General features: G+C 66.8%; 15 protein-coding genes. 2 read left to right on the top strand and 13 right to left on the bottom strand.

Going from position 1 to position 16582, the window contains the following annotated elements:
* Positions 1–14: 14 nt before the first annotated feature.
* The 3 genes from AAID08_RS04145 to AAID08_RS04135 form a co-directional block, all read right to left on the bottom strand.
* A complete protein-coding gene (locus AAID08_RS04145) occupies positions 15–626 on the bottom strand; it encodes a gamma-glutamylcyclotransferase (protein ID WP_054501901.1) in 612 nt (203 codons plus the stop codon).
* Between the two features lie 230 nt (positions 627–856).
* Positions 857–1315: an Lrp/AsnC family transcriptional regulator gene (locus tag AAID08_RS04140; RefSeq protein WP_054501902.1), complete on the bottom strand. Its 459-nt coding sequence runs from the start codon at positions 1313–1315 to the stop codon at positions 857–859.
* An 85-nt stretch (positions 1316–1400) separates the two neighbouring features.
* Positions 1401–2180, bottom strand: a complete 780-nt coding sequence (locus tag AAID08_RS04135; protein ID WP_064527143.1) for an SDR family oxidoreductase — start codon at positions 2178–2180, stop codon at positions 1401–1403.
* 164 nt (positions 2181–2344) lie between these two features.
* Here AAID08_RS04135 and AAID08_RS04130 point away from each other — a divergent pair, with 164 nt between their 5' ends.
* The gene (locus AAID08_RS04130; protein ID WP_054501904.1) at positions 2345–2881 is read left to right on the top strand and encodes a cysteine dioxygenase family protein; all 537 of its coding nucleotides are present in this window, start codon (positions 2345–2347) and stop codon (positions 2879–2881) included.
* Positions 2882–2958: 77 nt separating this feature from the next.
* On the opposite strand, the gene AAID08_RS04125 is transcribed toward AAID08_RS04130, so the two are convergent.
* From AAID08_RS04125 to AAID08_RS04100, 6 genes are all read right to left on the bottom strand, one after another.
* Positions 2959–4653, bottom strand: coding sequence for a thiamine pyrophosphate-binding protein (locus tag AAID08_RS04125; RefSeq protein WP_054501905.1), 1695 nt, complete (start codon positions 4651–4653; stop codon positions 2959–2961).
* A gap of 59 nt (positions 4654–4712) precedes the next feature.
* A complete protein-coding gene (locus AAID08_RS04120) occupies positions 4713–5702 on the bottom strand; it encodes a tripartite tricarboxylate transporter substrate binding protein (RefSeq protein ID WP_006392965.1) in 990 nt (329 codons plus the stop codon).
* Positions 5699–6442 (bottom strand): GntR family transcriptional regulator, encoded by a 744-nt coding sequence (locus tag AAID08_RS04115; RefSeq protein WP_054501907.1) that lies wholly within the window; start codon positions 6440–6442, stop codon positions 5699–5701. Before AAID08_RS04115 ends, AAID08_RS04120 begins: the two co-directional genes overlap by 4 nt.
* A gap of 180 nt (positions 6443–6622) precedes the next feature.
* Positions 6623–7342, bottom strand: a complete 720-nt coding sequence (locus AAID08_RS04110; protein WP_175188450.1) for a VOC family protein — start codon at positions 7340–7342, stop codon at positions 6623–6625.
* Between the two features lie 12 nt (positions 7343–7354).
* Positions 7355–10090 carry a preprotein translocase subunit SecA gene (gene secA, locus AAID08_RS04105; protein ID WP_054501908.1) on the bottom strand — a complete coding sequence of 912 codons (2736 nt, stop codon included), beginning with the start codon at positions 10088–10090 and terminating at the stop codon, positions 7355–7357.
* 174 nt (positions 10091–10264) lie between these two features.
* Positions 10265–11248: a M23 family metallopeptidase gene (locus AAID08_RS04100; protein WP_054501909.1), complete on the bottom strand. Its 984-nt coding sequence runs from the start codon at positions 11246–11248 to the stop codon at positions 10265–10267.
* A 127-nt stretch (positions 11249–11375) separates the two neighbouring features.
* Between AAID08_RS04100 and AAID08_RS04095 the strand changes: the two genes are divergently transcribed.
* Positions 11376–11783, top strand: a complete 408-nt coding sequence (locus tag AAID08_RS04095) for a flagellar hook-length control protein FliK (RefSeq protein ID WP_006388788.1) — start codon at positions 11376–11378, stop codon at positions 11781–11783.
* Positions 11784–11982: 199 nt separating this feature from the next.
* Here the strand turns inward: AAID08_RS04095 and lpxC are convergent, their stop codons facing one another.
* The 4 genes from lpxC to AAID08_RS04075 all read right to left on the bottom strand — a co-directional run bounded on the left by lpxC (position 11983) and on the right by AAID08_RS04075 (position 16577).
* Entirely contained in the window at positions 11983–12906 is a 924-nt protein-coding gene (lpxC, locus tag AAID08_RS04090; protein ID WP_006392959.1) for a UDP-3-O-acyl-N-acetylglucosamine deacetylase, read from the bottom strand.
* 240 nt (positions 12907–13146) lie between these two features.
* On the bottom strand, positions 13147–14331 hold the full coding sequence (ftsZ, locus tag AAID08_RS04085) for a cell division protein FtsZ (protein ID WP_054501910.1): 1185 nt from the start codon (positions 14329–14331) through the stop codon (positions 13147–13149).
* 190 nt (positions 14332–14521) lie between these two features.
* Complete coding sequence (ftsA, locus tag AAID08_RS04080) at positions 14522–15748, bottom strand: cell division protein FtsA (RefSeq protein ID WP_006217473.1); 1227 nt, start codon at positions 15746–15748, stop codon at positions 14522–14524.
* A gap of 4 nt (positions 15749–15752) precedes the next feature.
* Positions 15753–16577: a cell division protein FtsQ/DivIB gene (locus AAID08_RS04075; protein WP_020925135.1), complete on the bottom strand. Its 825-nt coding sequence runs from the start codon at positions 16575–16577 to the stop codon at positions 15753–15755.
* Positions 16578–16582 lie beyond the last annotated feature (5 nt).

Below are 16582 nucleotides of genomic sequence, written 5' to 3'. Positions count from 1 at the left end.
GGGCGCGCCGCCCTTCAGCAGGGCTGCATGCCCAGGCGGCGCACCAGCTCGCCCAGGCGCCAATCGTCAATGCCGTGGGCGCGCAGCGCCTTTTCGGTTTCCACCACGTAATCCAGGCACGGGCCTGAATGCCCAACCGCGTTGCGCACCGATGCCAGCAGGCGGTCGTCGCTCAGGTCGGCGGCGTATTCCTGGCAGGCGCGGTTCAAGAGGAAAACCAGTCCGCGCACGGGCGCCTGTTCGGTGTGGCAGGCCAGCCAGCGCGGCGTGTAGGCGCCGGTGACCATCTCGCGGCGCCATAGCGCCTCGAACACCTCCGGCACGTCGCAGGCGGCAATCTGGAATGCCACGCCGCGGCAGCAGCCGCCGCGATCCAGGCCGAACACCAGCCCGGGGTTGTCGGGCGAGCCGCGGTGGTCGTGCGACCAAAGGCAAAGCGAGCGGTGATAGCCGCGCACCGTGGCCAGGCGCCGTTCGCGCCAGGCAAAACCGGGATGCCAGATGAGGGAACCATAGGCGAACACCCACAGGTCGTCGGTGCCGTTCCATCCCACCAAAAGATCTTCCACCGACGCGGGTTGCGTCTTCGCCAGTCCGGCGCAGCCGGCGGGTACTGCCAACGACATAGGGTCCTCTGATATCCCGGGTTCATTCCCATGGCGGGAATGACGGATATGCTACGCCGCCTGGCGCGCAAAAGAATTGCGAGATGGGCCGCGCGCAACACCCCGAAAGAAATTTGTATTCGCCGGAGGGCGGCGCCAGGGAAAAAAATTGCGCATCGGCGCCGGGGCCCGATTGCCACCGGCCGCCCCCCTGGGGACGGTCCCGCACGGAGCGCGTCGGCCGCCCGCGCCTAGAGCGCGTCCAGCGGCAATTCCGTGGTGCTCTTGATCACTTCCATCGAGAAACTGGCGCTGACGTCCAGCAGGTCGACCGCGCCGATCAGGCGGCGGTAGAAGCGGTCGTAGGCCGCCATGTCCTCGACCACCACCTTGAGCAGGTAGTCGATGTCGCCGGCCATGCGGTGGAACTCGACCACGTTCGGCAGCGCCATGACCGCATTGATCAGGCTCTGGGTCCATTTCTCGTTGTGCTGGCTGGTCTTGATCGAGACGAACACGGTCAGGTTCAGCCCCAGCGCGCGCGGATCCAGCAGGATCGCGTTGCGGGCGATGACGCCATCGTCCTTGAGCTTCTGGATGCGGCGCCAGCAGGGGGTGACGGACAGATTGACCTGCTCGGCGATCTCGGCGACCGAGCAGGTGGCGTCCTTCTGCAGCAACGCCAAGATCTTGATGTCCGTCTGGTCCATGGGGGTTCCTCAAGCGATATCGCCGCAATCTTGCCCTGACGCCCCGACCGCGTCCAGCCGTGGAACACCCTAAGCGGCCGTGGCTTCAGTACGTGCCGGGGTAGCCACCGCCGTCAAGCAGGATGTTCTGCGCCGTCATGTAGCCAGCGTGCGCCGAGCAGACGTAGGCGCACAGCGCTCCCAGTTCCTCGGGCTGGCCATAGCGGCCGGCCGGGCTGGCGCGGCCCCGCTCGTCCCAAAGCTGTTCGAAGGTCTTGCCCCCCTCTTCCAGCATGCCGCGGATATGGCGCGCCTGCGCGTCGGTGGCGAAGGCGCCCGGCAGCAGGTTGTTGATGGTGACGTTGTGGCGCACGGTCTGACGCGCCAGGCCGCTGACAAAGCCGATCAGGCCGGCGCGGGCGCCGTTGGACAGTCCCAGCTCGGCGTGCGGCGCCTTGACGCTGCGCGAGACGATGTTGACGATGCGCCCGAAGCGCCGTTCGATCATGCCGTCGACCACGCGGCGGATCATGTCGATGGGGCCCAGCATCATGGAATCTAGCGCCGCGATCCAGTCTTCATGGCTCCAATCGCGGAAATCGCCAGGCATGGGGCCGTCGGCGTTGTTGATGAGGATGTCGGGGTGCGGACACGCGGCCAGCGCGGCGTCGCGGCCCTTGTCCAGCGTCAGGTCGGCCGAGACCCAGCCCACGCCGATGCCCGCGACGCGGGCGATCTCGGCGGCCGCCTGCTCCAGCGTCTGCGGGTTGCGGGCCGCGATCGTCACCGCCACGCCCTCGCGCGCCAACTGCAGGGCGCAGGCACGGCCCATGCCGCGGCTGCCGCCAAATACCAATGCCGTCTTGCCGCTGATCCCCAGATCCATGCCTGACTCTCCAGAGTGATGCCGTGAAGCGGATCAGTATAGGAGCGGCAGGCCGCGGCAGGGGTGGAATTTTTTTCTAATGTTCGGGCCCCGGCGGCCGAATTTGGCAAAGGCATTCCAGCGCAAATCCCTAAGATGAAACCTCGTCATTCAGGGGCCCGCCCATGACCTCCGTCCAACTTGCCGCCGCAGACCTGCGCTCGCTGTGCGAATCGGTGCAGGTCGCCCAGATGAACGCGGCCCGCGGCCTGCTGCGCGAGCTGGCCAGCAGCGTCGCCAATGCCGGCGACATGCTGCGCGGCCTGCCCGAAGACCTGCGCGCCGGCCGCGCCGACACCTACACCCGCCATATCGCCTACGCCGATCCGCATGGCGCCTTCACCGTCGCCTACCTGATCTGGCGCCCGGGGCAGTTCAGCCCGGTGCACGGCCACAAGACCTGGTGCACCTACCAGGTCCTGCAAGGCGAACTGGCCGAAACCCACTACCGCTGGGACCCTGCCGCCGCCGCGGCCATTGCCTGCGGCGAGATCAGTCGCCGGCCGGGCGATGTCGGCACCGCCGCCCCGGGCCTGCATCAGATCCACCGCCTCGGCAACGCTGGCCCGGGCGTCGCCGTGTCCCTGCATATCTACGGGGTCGACCAGGCCGACCTCTGCACCGGCGTCAACCATCTGGTGCCCACGCCCGCGCCGCACTGACGCCGTCCGCCGCAACCGGCATCCCGAAAAAAAGCGGGGCCTTCCAAGGCCCCGCTGCATATTTCCCGGCCGGGTTCTCAGCCCATCCACTGGCTGACCGGCGCCGCCGCGTCCTGCAGCGGCTGCGCCACCACGTCGATCAGCGCAGGGCCGTCATGCTCCATCGCCGCCTTGATCGCCGCGTCCAGCTTGGCCGGATCCTCGACCCGCCAGGCCTTCACGCCATAGGCTTCCGCGATGCGGGCGTGGTCGGTGCGGTCGAAGTCCACACTGTAGTAGCGCTTGTCGTAGCCGGCCTTCTGGCTGGCCTTGATCCAGCCATAGACCGAGTTCGAAAACACGATCATCAGCAGCGGCGCCTTGTGGCGCACGATGGTCTCGAGCTCGCCGACCGTGAAGCCGAAGCTGCCGTCGCCCATCACCGAGACGCACTTGGCGTTCGGCCGGCCGACCCAGGCGCCCAGCGCCGCCGACATCGAAAAGCCCAAGGCGCCATGGGCGCGGTTGGTGATGAAGTGGCGGCCGGGCCGCGACACGTCGTAGTAAGCCGAGAAGTACGGGCACGGCGTGCCGGGATCCGCGCACACCACGGCATCGTCGGGCAGCAGGCGATTGAGCGACTGCACCACGCGTTCGGGGCGGATCGGCGCCTCCAGGCTGCTCGCCAGCGGCTCCAGTTGCGCGCGCCGCGCGGCCTTGGCGCGGCCCGCCAGCACCGCGCCATCGACGGCGTCGGACGGCCGGTGCGCCAGGCGCGCCTGCACCTCGGCACCCAGCGCCTGCAGGGCGAGCTTGGCGTCGCCCACCATGCCGACTTCGGTCAGGTAGTTGGCGCCGATCACCATCGGATCGATGTCGATGTGCAGGATCGGCACGTCGCGGTTCGGGAAGCGCCAGTGCTCGGTCGAGGTCGAACCCGCGCGGCAGCCGACGAACAGCACCACGTCGGCCGCGGCCACCACGTCGCGCGTGGCCATCACGCCGCCGTTCGAACCCACCACGCCCGCGTTCAGCGGATGGGTGTCGGCCAGGCTGCCCTGGCCGCTGACCGTCACGCAGACCGCCGCCTTCAGGCTCTCGGCCAGTTCCTGCAGCGCGCCGCTGGCGCCGGCGATCACCACGCCGCCGCCGCAGATGATGACCGGCGAACGCGCGCCCACCAGGCGCTGCGCCGCGCGCGCCACGTCCGACGGATCCGGCGCGTAGCGCAGCGACGGAAACTGCGCATGCTCGGGCTGGGCCCAGACGTCGGCGCCATCGACCTGCTGCTTCATCACGTCATACGGAAAGCACAGGTGCGCCGCGCCGGGCTTGCCGGTGGTCATGGCGCGGAACGCCGCGCGCACCATGCCGGGGATCTGGTCGGCGCGATCGATGGTGCGGTTCCACTTGGTCAACGGCCGGTACAGTGCCTCCTGGTCCAGTTCGGTCAGCGGGTACTTGCCGCGCGAGCCCACCGCCACGTCGGAGGTGATGCCCAGCACCGGAATGGACGATTCGTTGGCCTCCACCAACCCCGGCAGCAGATAGGTCGCGCCGCCGCCGCTGGGCCCTTCGCACACGCCCACCTTGCCGGTCACGCGGGCATAGGCGTCGGCCATGTAGCCGGCGCTGCGCTCGTCACGGGTAAGGATGTGTCGCATGCCATGATCCAGCCGGTAGAGCGCGTCGTAGAACGGCAGGCTGGTATCGCCGCAGAGGCCGAAAATATGTTTGACGCCGTTGTGTTGCAGCATCCGCACCATTGCTTCGGCGCCAGTCAAGGTATCCATGTCTTCTCCACGCGATGCGCGGACCGGGCGGCGCGCGAAGGCGCGCCGCCACCGGCCGCTCAGTTATCCAGGTTGATGTTGCTGCTCTTGATGAACTTGCTCCAGCGGTCGTATTCCGCCTTCACGTAGGCATCCAGCGCCGGGCCGTTCGAGGCCACGATCTCGAAGCCGGCCTCTTCCAGCTTCTTCTTGACGTCCGGATCGGCCAGCACCGTGTTGAACGCCTGCGTCAGCTTTTTGACGGTCGCCTCCGGCGTGCCCTTGGGCGCGAACATGCCGCTCCACGAATAGGCGACGAAGCCCGGAAAACCGGACTCCGCCACCGTCGGCACGTTGGGCAGGTCCGGCAGGCGCTTCTCGCCGGCCACCGCTAGCGGCTTGATCTTGCCGGCCTGGATCTGGCCGCGCAGCGCGGCGAAGCTCAACCAGGTCATGTTGGCCTGGCCGCCCACCACGGCCTGGATGGCCGGTCCGCCGCCGCCATATGGCACGTGCAGTAGCTCCACCTTGGACAGGCGCTTGAGTTCTTCGGGCGCCAGGTGGTTCAGCGATCCCACGCCGGTGGAGGCATAGTTGAACTTGTTGGGCGGCTGCTTGGCCGCGGCCGCCAGGAATTCCTTCAGGTTGTCGCCCGGCACGCCCGGATTGGCGCCCAGCACCAGCGGAAAGCGCACGGTCTGGGTGATGGCGACGAAGTCCTTGAAGGTGTCGTAGGGCAGCTTGGGCTTCACCGCCGGGTTGATGCCGTGGTTGTCGAAGCTGACCAGCAGCGTGCTGCCGTCGGGCTCGGCCCGCGCCACGAAGGCGGTGGCGATCTGGCTGGCGGCGCCCGGGCGGTTTTCCACCACCACGGCGCGGCCGCCCAGTTCCTTGGATAGCCGTGGCTGCAGGATGCGGGCCAGGATGTCGGTGCTGCCGCCGGGCGGATACGGCACCACCAGGATCAGCGGCTTTTCTTCCGCCCGGGCGGGCGCGGCGGCCAGCCCGCCCCCCAGCGCGGCGAGCGCGCAGACGGCCGCCAAGGCGCGCCGCATCGTTGTGTAGGTCATGTGTTTTCCCCTGCTGTTGTGGTGTTGGCCGGCGCTGCGACAGCGGGTTCGGCCTGGTCCCGCATGTAAATCGTGGAAAAGCCGGTGCGGATGACATCGGTGATCTGGTCCAGCCGCCGGCCGATGTGGCTGCGCATCATGTCCGGCAGGGCATCCATGTCGCGCCGCTCCAACGCCTGGACGATGCGCAAGTGTTCGCCCTGGGTGTGGCTGCGACGGCCCTGCTGCATGTCGATCCAGCGCACGAAATGGATGCGGGCGTTGACGCTCTCCAGCGCGCGCACGAATTCCTCGTTGCGCGAATAGCGCGCCAGCGTCAGGTGAAACGCCTCGTCCAATTCCAGCAGGCGGGTCGCGTCACTGTCCTCGGGCACGTCGCGCGAGCGTTCGACAAACGCGCGCAGCGCCGCCAGTTCCTCGTCGGTGGCGCGTTCGCAGGCAGCGCGCACAATGCCGGCCTCGAGCACCGCGCGGTATTCATAGAGGCTATGGATCTGCTTGGCGTCGAGCAGCCGCGCGATGAAACCGCGGTTCACCGAACGGGTCAGGAAGCCCTCGACCATCAGTTGGTTGAGCACCTCGCGCAGCGGCGTGCGGCTCACGTTCAGGCGCCTGGCCAGTTCGACTTCGTTGATGCGCTCGCCCGGCTTGAACTCGAAACTCACCGCCATCGCCTTGACGGCGTTGTACAGCTCGGCCTGGCCGGCCATGGTGCGGGCTGCGGGTCGGGATGAGGTCATGAGGGTGTCGGCCGCCGGGGCGCTCCGCGATGGGGATAAAGTGCATACTAAAGTGCATACACTTTGCCGGACAACCCGGGTTTGCCCGCAAGCGCGAAGCAAGGCTCCGCCCCCAAAAATTGGGAACGGGAGGTCAACCAAAGAAAAAGCCCGCGCGGCGACTGCGCGCGGAAGGCGGGATCAGACGCCGGTGTCGAGCGTGTAGTGAGCGCCGTCGCGGTTTTCCAACGTCAGCGTGGACAGCACCGGGGTCACGGCCGTGGCGTCTTCCCGCACGTGGATGTGCAGGTTGGCCAGCGGCACGTCCCAACCGCCGGCGGCGGCCTCGGCCGTCACCCCTGCCACCAGGGCCAGCCGTTCGGCCACCTGGCGCGGCTGAGCCGCGCGGGCGTCGATGCGCAGCAGGCTGCGGGCGCCGTTGGGATGGGCCATCAATTCAGGCGACCAGACGCACTCGGGCGTCAGGTGACGGCAGAAATACATGCGGATCCCGGGCAGCGGCTGCTCGGCGAAACGCACGGTATGGAAACGGGCCTCGACTTCCCGGCCGTCCAGCATGGCGGGACGGGACAGCTCCTGCATCGGATTGACGGCGAAGCCGGCGGCGAGCAGGCGCTCGCGCGTGGCCTCGGCATCGTAGGTGCGGAACACCAGCGCCTCGAGCCCGAAGGGCGAATCGGCGATTTCCTTGCGCGCCGGCGGCGCGCCGGGCGGCCAGCCCAGCAGTTCGACGTAGGTGCCTTCGAGCACGATCAGGCGGTTGCACGAACCCAGGTTGTGCACCGCCTTGTCGCTCAGGTGGAAGCCCTGGCGCTCGAAGTGCGGCGCCAGCGCATCCAGGCGGTCCCGCACCATGACCACGGCGTGGTCGAACTCGGTCTGGCCGACGGCATGCAGCATGGCGTTATCCGCTCAGACCAGCTTGCCGTGGCACTGCTTGTACTTCTTGCCGCTGCCGCACGGGCACGGATCGTTGCGGCCCACCTTGGGCAGCACGTTGCGCACCGGCTGGGCGCCCGCGTCGTCGGCCGACTGGGCCAGGGCCTCGTCGTAGTCGGAGTGGTGGTACTGCACGTTCTGCACGTGCGGCTGGGCCGCTTCGGCCTCGGCCTGCTCGACCTGCTCGGACGACTGCACGCGCACCGTCATCAGCACGCGCACCACGTCGTCGCGGATGCGGTCCAGCATGCCCGAGAACAGTTCGAAGGCTTCGCGCTTGTATTCCTGCTTGGGGTTCTTCTGCGCGTAGCCGCGCAGATGGATGCCCTGGCGCAGATAGTCCAGCGCCGACAGGTGCTCGCGCCAGTGCGTGTCGATCGCCTGCAGCATGATCGAACGCTCGAACTGCGACCACGATTCGGCGCCGACCTGGTCGACCTTGCCCTGGTAGACGTCGCGCGCCGCCGCGATCACGCGCTCGCGCAGATCCTCGTCGGTCAGGTTGGCTTCCTTCTCGAGCATCTCGGTCAACGGCAGGTGGATCTGCCAATCAGCCTCCAGCGCCTTCTGCAAGGCCGGGATGTCCCACTGCTCTTCCACCGATTCCGGCGGCACGTAGGTGTTGAACAGGTCGACCACCGCGGCGTCGCGCAGGTTCTCGACCGTGGCGCTGACGCTGGCCGCTTCCAGCACTTCGTTGCGCTGCGCGTACAGCACCTTGCGCTGGTCGTTGGCGACGTCGTCGTATTCCAGCAGTTGCTTGCGGATGTCGAAGTTGCGACCTTCGACCTTGCGCTGCGCGGTCTCGATGGAACGCGTCACCATGCCGGCCTCGATCGGCTCGCCCTCGGGCAGCTTCAGGCGTTCCATGATGGCGCGCACGCGGTCGCCCGCGAAGATGCGCATCAGCGAATCTTCCAGCGACAGGTAGAAGCGCGACGAACCCGGGTCGCCCTGGCGGCCGGCGCGGCCGCGCAGTTGGTTGTCGATACGGCGCGATTCGTGGCGCTCGGTGCCGATGATGCGCAGGCCGCCCGCAGCCTTGACCTGCTCGTTGAGCGGCTTCCAGTCGGCACGCACCTTTTCGATGCGGGCGGTCTTTTCGGCTTCGGACAGCGACTCGTCGGCGCGGATCAGGTCGACCTGCTTGTCGACGCTGCCGCCCAGCACGATGTCGGTGCCGCGGCCCGCCATGTTGGTGGCGATGGTGATGTGGCCCGGCTTGCCGGCCTCGGCGACGATCTCGGCTTCACGCGCGTGCTGCTTGGCGTTCAGCACCTCGTGCGGCAGCTTGGCCTTTTTCAGCAGGCCCGACAGCAGTTCGGAGTTCTCGATGCTGGTGGTGCCCACCAGCACCGGCTGGCCGCGCTCGTGGCAATCGCGGATGTCTTCGAGGATGGCGTTGTACTTTTCGCCGTCCGTCTTGAAGACTTGGTCGTTCTGGTCCTTGCGGATCATGGGCTTGTTGGTCGGGATGATGACCGTCTCGAGCCCGTAGATCTCCTGGAATTCGTACGCTTCCGTGTCGGCCGTGCCGGTCATGCCGGACAGCTTCTCGTACATGCGGAAGTAGTTCTGGAAGGTGATCGACGCCAGCGTCTGGTTCTCGTGCTGGATCTTCACGCCTTCCTTGGCCTCGACCGCCTGGTGCAGGCCGTCGGACCAGCGGCGACCCACCATCAGGCGGCCGGTGAATTCGTCGACGATGATGACTTCGCCATCCTGCACCACGTATTGCTGGTCGCGGAAGAACAGCGTGTTGGCGCGCAGCGCCACCATCAGGTGATGCATCAGCGCGATGTGGCGCGGGTCGTACAGCGACTCGCCCTCGGGCAGGATGCCCAGGCGCGCCAGGATGCCTTCGGCGTTGACGTGGCCGGCTTCCGACAGGTAGACCTGCTGGCTCTTTTCATCGACCCAGTAGTCGCCCTCGGGTTCCGGCTCCTGCGGCTTGGGCTCGCTGGCCATGCGGGTCAGCAGCGGCGGCACCGCGTTCATGCGGATGTAGAGCTCGGTGTGGTCCTCAGCCTGGCCGGAGATGATCAGCGGCGTGCGCGCCTCGTCGATGAGGATCGAGTCCACTTCGTCGACGATGGCGTAGAACAGGCCGCGCTGGCGCCGATCCTCAACACGGTATTCCATGTTGTCGCGCAGGTAGTCGAAACCGAATTCGTTGTTGGTGCCGTAGGTGATGTCGGCGGCGTAGGCGGCCTTCTTTTCCTCGTTCGGCTGCTGCGGCACCACCACGCCCGTGGACAGGCCCAGGAAGTGATACAGGCGTCCCATCCATTCGGCGTCGCGGCGGGCCAGGTAGTCGTTCACCGTGACCACGTGCACGCCCTTGGCGGCGATCGCGTTCAGGTAGACCGGCAGCGTGGCCATCAGCGTCTTGCCTTCGCCCGTGCGCATTTCGGCGATCTTGCCGCTGTGCAGGGCGATGCCGCCCAGCAACTGCGCGTCGAAGTGGCGCATGCCGAACACCCGCTTGCCCGCCTCGCGCACCACGGCGAAGGCTTCGGGCAGCAGGTCGTCGAGCGACGTGCCCTGGGAATGGCGGGAACGGAATTCCGCGGTCTTGGCCGCCAGCTCCGCATCGGAGAGCGCGGAGATCTTGGGCTCCAGCCCATTGATCTGGGTTACCAGCTTGCGATACTGCTTAAGCAGCCGGTCGTTGCGGCTGCCTATGAGTTTTTTGAGCAGAGAAACCATGCGTATGTCGGCCGCACGAGCCCCGCCGCGCCCGCATGGGGCCAGGGCGGCGTCACCCGTGACTTGATTTATTTGGTTGAGCGGGGGTCCGCTGGGAAACGAACCAGTTTAACGCACCTGGCGCGTAAGAGCCTGAACCGATGGCCAGGGTGGCACTGTAGCCCGGATCGGGCGTCAGCGCGCGGCGCTGTCCGCGCCGGCCTGCGCCACCGTCGGCGGAGCGTTCTGCTGCGGGCCGAGGAACAGGCGCGGATCCAGCGGCTGGCCGGCCAGCCGCACTTCGAAATGCAGGTGCGGTCCGGTGGATCGCCCCGACGAGCCCACCCGGGCGATCTGCTGGCCGCGGTCGACCAGTTGACCCTGTTTGACCATCAGCGAGGAAGCATGCGCGTAGCGTGTGATAAGGCCATCGCCATGATCGATTTCGACCATGTTGCCATAGCCGGGATGGAATCTTGCTTCCAGCACCACGCCACCGGAGGCCGCCAGGATGGGCGTGCCCGGCGGCGCGGCGAAGTCCAGCCCCTCGTGCATGGCCGAACGACCGGTCACGGGGTTGCGGCGCCAGCCGTAGGAAGAACTGAGATAGGGGTAATCGGTGATCGGCATCGCCGTCGGCATGCGGGCCTGGTCGGCCGAGCGCCGGGTCAGCGCCGCGTCCAGCAGCTTGAGATTGTCGGTCTGCAGGGCCAGCCGTTCCTGGATCTCGTCCAACTGACGGCCCAGGGCCTCGGCCGAGGCGGCGCTGGGCGGCGTGCCCTCGGTGAACAGGTCGTCCATCACCTGGGTGGCCTCGGGGGCATGCTGGGCGTCGGCGGGGGCCGATGCCAGTTGCTTGGCGACCTCGGGATCGGTGTAGGCCACGCCAGCCACCTTGGCCACCCGTTGGCCCAGTCCGTCGATGCTGGCCAGCTTGGCCTGCAGCGCGCCCACCTTGGCGGCCAGCAGGTTCATGTTGCCCCGCAGGAAGTCCGCATCGCGTCCCGGTTGTTCGGACAGCGGCCAGCCAACGGTGTGTACGGCGGGCAGGATGGGTGTAATGTAGCGCTGAAGGGCGGCGCCGAAGATGGCGGCCGTCATCAGCGCGCCCCCCAGAAACAACGCCAAATGCGCGCCTCCCAGGGTGAAATGCCCGTCCCGCCCGTCGCGGGCGTGCATAATCACGATTTTCAAGGTTTGCTTCCTAATTCTCAGAGCCGGGATGAATAGACCCACTTCATACCGTCAACGTTCCAGTTCCAGCCGGCGAGGGGAAAATACCGCCCTGGGATGGCTGGGTCATGACATGCGGGGCGCCGGCGTACTGGCAACCGCCCGCAAGCACTTGCAAATCCAATATGCGGTGGCGGCGATCCTGCCCGCCCCGTTGGGCTCCGTCTGCCAGGTCGGCAAGCTGGAAAACCAGCGCCTTCAACTGGTGGTGCCCAGCGCCGCGCACGCGGCGAAGATGCGCCAACTTGCCCCGCGCATCGCGCAGGCTTTGGCGGACCAAGGCTGGAACCTTAACGAAATTGCGGTGAAGGTACAAGCCGGCCTGCCCAAGCCCGGGGCCCGCAAGCCGCTGCCGCCGAAAGAGGCGCAGCCGCTGGGGGATGCCGCCCTGGGCGCCTTCGAAACCCTGCATGACAACCTGCGTCCCGGCCCGCTGGCCGACGCGGTGGCCAGGCTATTGAAGCACCACAAGAGTAGCTGAGATAGCCGGGCTTGTCCGGATGCCCGCCTTTCGGGTGACATCGATGGCCACATTGCCGGACGGGATGACCCTGCGGCGGGCGCGGGGATGGCGCCAGCGGGACGAGGCGTGCCCCCTTGGGATGCCATCCAAATGAAATTGGCCGGCTGCCAGCCGGGGACAGCCCCCCGGCGCACCGGCCATCAGCAGTCGACCGGCCTCAGGCCAGTTGCCATTCGTGCCGGAACGCCTGCGGCGCCTCGGCTTGCGATTCGTAGGTGACCATTTCCCAGGCATCGCGCTGCGCCAGCAGCGCGCGCGCCAACTGGTTGTTCAGCGCGTGGCCCGATTTGCATGCCACATAGCGCGCGACCAGCGGCTTGCCCAGCAGATACAGGTCGCCGATGGCGTCCAGGATCTTGTGCTTCACGAATTCGTCATCGTAGCGCAGGCCGTCGCTGTTCAGCACCCGGTATTCGTCCATGACGATGGCGTTATCCAGGCTGCCGCCGCGGGCCAGGCCCATCGAACGCAGCGCCTCGACTTCGTTGACGAAGCCGAAGGTGCGCGCGCGCGCGATCTCGCGCACGTACGAATGGGTGGCGAAATCGATTTCGGCGAAATTCGCGGTCGAGTCGATGGCCGGGTGGCGGAAGTCGATCGAGAAGGCCAGCGCGTACCCTTCATGGGGTTCGAGCCGGGCCCACTTCTCGTTGCGGCCTTCGCCCTCGCGCACTTCCACCGTCTTCAACACGCGGATGAACTGCTTCGGCGCGTTCTGCTCGACGATGCCCGCCGAGCGCAACAGGTACACGAAGGTTGCCGCACTGCCGTCCATGATGGGGACTTCTTCGGCAGTGAGGTCGATATGCAGGTTGTCGATGCCCAGGCCGGCCAGCGCCGACATGAGATGCTCCACCGTGGAAACGCGGACGTTGCCCTGCTGCAGGACGGACGCCATGCGCGTATCGCCCACGCCAGTGGCCTGCGCGGGCAGGTCGACGACTTCGGGCAGATCGACGCGGTGGAACACGATGCCCGTATTGGGCGCCGCCGGACGCAGGGTGAGCTCGACCCGCCGTCCGGAGTGGACGCCGACGCCTGTCGTGCGGACGAGATTCTGAATGCTGCGCTGTCGGAACATGAGACTAAGGTATTTTGAGCCAGGAAGCCGGCAAGATGACAAGAGATTGCCGGCGTAACTGACGTATTGTAACTCTGTCCGGTTCTCAACGCCATCAAAGCGTCAGGACCGACCGATAAAACCGTCCCCGATTCACGTCACACAATCAAAACACAGACCGCTCCGCCTCCGGCCTGCCCGCGGGGACAGGCAAGCCGGAGATGAGGGAGTGCATATAGAGCCTGAAACCAGGCTCCAGGTTCAATCCGCCTGCTTACGCAGGAAAGCGGGGATGTCGAAATGATCCATGCCCGAGCTTTCCAGCGCGCGCACCTGGGCCGACGCCTGGCTGCGCGGGTTGCGCATGACAGACGGCATGTCCAGATTGCGGTAATCACCCTGACCGGCGGCCGGCATCGTGCCCATGGGCATGTTGTCGGTGCCGGTGCGCAGCACTTCAGCGGTGCTCTGCACCAGTTGCGGACGCGCCTGCGCACGGCCCAGGCCGGTCGCAACCACGGTCACGCGCAGGTTTTCACCCATCGATTCGTCGTAGGCGGTGCCGAAGATCACGGTCGCGTCGTCCGAAGCGTAGCTGCGGATCGTTTCCATGATTTCGCGCGTTTCGCGCATCTTCAGCGAGCGGCTGGCGGTGATGTTGACCAGCACGCCGCGCGCGCCGTTCAGGTCCACGCCTTCCAGCAGCGGGCAGGCGATGGCGTGCTCGGCGGCGACGCGGGCGCGGTCAGCGCCCGAAGCCGATGCCGTGCCCATCATGGCCTGGCCCTGCTCGCCCATGATCGTCTTGACGTCTTCGAAGTCGACGTTGACGTTGCCTTCGACGTTGATGATTTCGGCGATACCCGCGCACGCGTTGTGCAGGATGTCGTCGGCCGAACGGAAGCAGTCTTCCTGCGTCGCGTCCTCGTCCATCAGTTCATACAGGTTCTCGTTGAGCACCACGATGAGCGAATGCACGTGCTTGGCCAGTTCGGCAATGCCGTCTTCGGCCATCTTCAGGCGCTTGTTGCCTTCGAACGAGAAGGGCTTGGTGACCACGCCCACCGTCAGAATGCCCAGCTCCTTGGCGACTTCGGCCACGACCGGACCTGCGCCCGTGCCGGTGCCGCCGCCCATGCCCGCGGTGATGAAGACCATGTGCGCGCCGTTCAGGGCGGCACGGATCTCTTCACGCGCGGTTTCGGCCGACGCGCGGCCTTGCTCGGGCTTGGCGCCCGCGCCCAGGCCGGTGCGGCCCAGGCGGATCTGCACCGGGGCGTTGGTCGCCGCCAGTGCCTGCGCATCGGTGTTGGCGCAGATGAAATCCACGCCGTGCACGCCGCTGCGAATCATGTGCGCGACGGCATTGCCGCCCGCACCGCCCACACCAACGACCTTGATTACGGTCCCTTTGGTGTTGTTCTCAAGCATCTCAAAGTTCATCATGATGACTCCCTCACAAGTCCGATTTTGCAAATCACAAAAATTCCCCAACAACCTATATTTTGTGAATCGCCTCAAAGCCGAAGCCGACTGCTTTGGTCCGCAACGGGTTTGAGACGCCTCCCCTTTCTGGCCCGGCCCGCCCTACCGCCGCGGATCGTGCCAAGGAGCAGGCCCCAACCTGCCCCCCTCTTCAATTCATGAACCATTCCTTCATGCGCGCCAGCAGGCTCTTGAAATTGCCGGTCTGCGCGGCGACCTTGCGGCCGCGCACGCGTTGCATGCGCGCCTCCTGCAACAGCCCCATCACGGTCGAGAAGCGCGGATTGCGCATCACGTCGGCCAGGCTGCCTTCGTATTCGGGCACCGCCACGCGGACCGGCTTGAGGAACACGTCCTCGGCCAGTTCGATCATGCCGGGCAATTGCGCCGAGCCGCCGGTCAGCACCACGCCGGAAGCCAGCAGGTCCTCGTAGCCGGAGTCGCGCACCACCTGCTGCACCAGCGTGAACAGTTCTTCGACGCGCGGCTCGATCACGGCGCCCAGCGCCTGGCGCTTGACCTGGCGCGGGCCGCGGTCGCCCAGGCCCGGCACTTCCACGGACTCGTCCGGGCTCGCCAGCACCTGCTTGGCCACGCCATAGCGCAGCTTGATTTCCTCGGCATCGGGCGTCGGCGTGCGCAGCATGGCCGCGATGTCGTTGGTGATCTGGTCGCCGGCGATCGGCAGCACGGCGGTGTGGCGGATCGCGCCGCCGGTGAAGATCGCCACGTCGGTGGTGCCGCCGCCGATGTCCACCAGGACGACGCCCAGCTCCTTTTCGTCGGCGGTCAGCACGGCCAGGCTGGAGGCCAGCGGCTGCAGGATCAGGTCCTGCACTTCCAGGCCGCAGCGGCGCACGCACTTGACGATGTTCTGCGCGGCGCTGACGGCGCCGGTCACGATGTGCACGCGCACTTCCAGCCGCAGACCGCTCATGCCGATGGGTTCGCGGATGTCTTCCTGGCCGTCGACGATGAACTCCTGGGTCAGCACGTGCAGCACCTGCTGGTCGGTCGGGATGTTCACCGCCTTGGCGGTCTCGATGACGCGGGCGACGTCGGTGGCGGTGACTTCCTTGTCCTTGACGGCGACCATGCCGCTGGAATTGAAGCTGCGGATATGGCTGCCGGCAATGCCGGTGTAGACGTCTCGGATCTTGCAATCTGCCATCAGCTCGGCTTCTTCAAGCGCGCGCTGAATCGAATTCACAGTGGTCTCGATATTGACGACCACGCCCTTGCGCATGCCGCGCGATTCGTGCTGGCCGAGGCCAAGCACTTCGAATCGCCCTTCGGGCAGGATTTCAGCCACCACAGCCACCACCTTGCTGGTGCCGATATCGAGGGCGACGATAAGGTCCTTGATGTCACGGGTCATGGCGTTAGCGTTTCTTGGGAGGTTTCGGTGTGGATTTGGGTTTGTTTGCCGACGCGGGCAACGGGGCCAGCGCCAGGGCGAAACCATTGGGATAGCGCAGGTCGGCCTGCGTGATGGTGCGCCCTTCCAGGCGCCCCGCCACGGCCGGCCAGGCCTGAACAAAACGTTGAATGCGCGCCGCGAACGGCAGCGCGCCGGGCAGGCCGTGCGGATCCGGCGCATCGGCGCCCGGATCTCGGCCCAGGTCCAGCAGCATGCCGTTGGACAGCACCACGCGCCAGGCGTAGCGCGGACTCAGCTCCAGCTGCTTGACATGCATATCGAGCGGCGCGAACCAGCGCGCCAGCTCGGCGTAGCGTTGCACCACCAGCGACTCGGTGCCCTCGGGCCCGGAGAACTGCGGCAGCACCGTCTCGTCGTCCACTTCGCCCGTGTTGGCCGTGAACGCCTCGCCCCAGGTGTTGATCATCTGGTTCTCGTTCCACAGCGCCAGCGGCTGCTGCTCCTCGATGCGCACGCGCAGCACATTCGGCCAGATCCGCCGCACGGTGGCGTGGCGCACCCATGGCACCGACTCGAAGATCTCGCGCGCGTCGTCCAGGTCCACCGTGAAGAAGTTGCCCTTGAAGCGCCCCGCGATCGCCGCACGCACCGCGCCCGGCGAGACATAGTGCAGCTCGGAGTCCGGCGTGGACTCCAGCTCGATGGCCGACAGCGTGAAATACGGACGCTGCGCCACCCACACCACGCCCGCCAGGAGCATGGCGCAGACCGCCAGCACGGCAAGCGTGTTGGCGATCAGGTTGGTCGTGCGAGCGTCGTTCCACACAGAAT

Source organism: Achromobacter sp. EB05 (assembly GCF_044232075.1).
Taxonomy (GTDB): domain Bacteria; phylum Pseudomonadota; class Gammaproteobacteria; order Burkholderiales; family Burkholderiaceae_B; genus Achromobacter; species Achromobacter dolens.
Note: the sequence above shows the minus strand (reverse complement) of the source record. Positions and strands in the feature narration are given on the sequence as shown.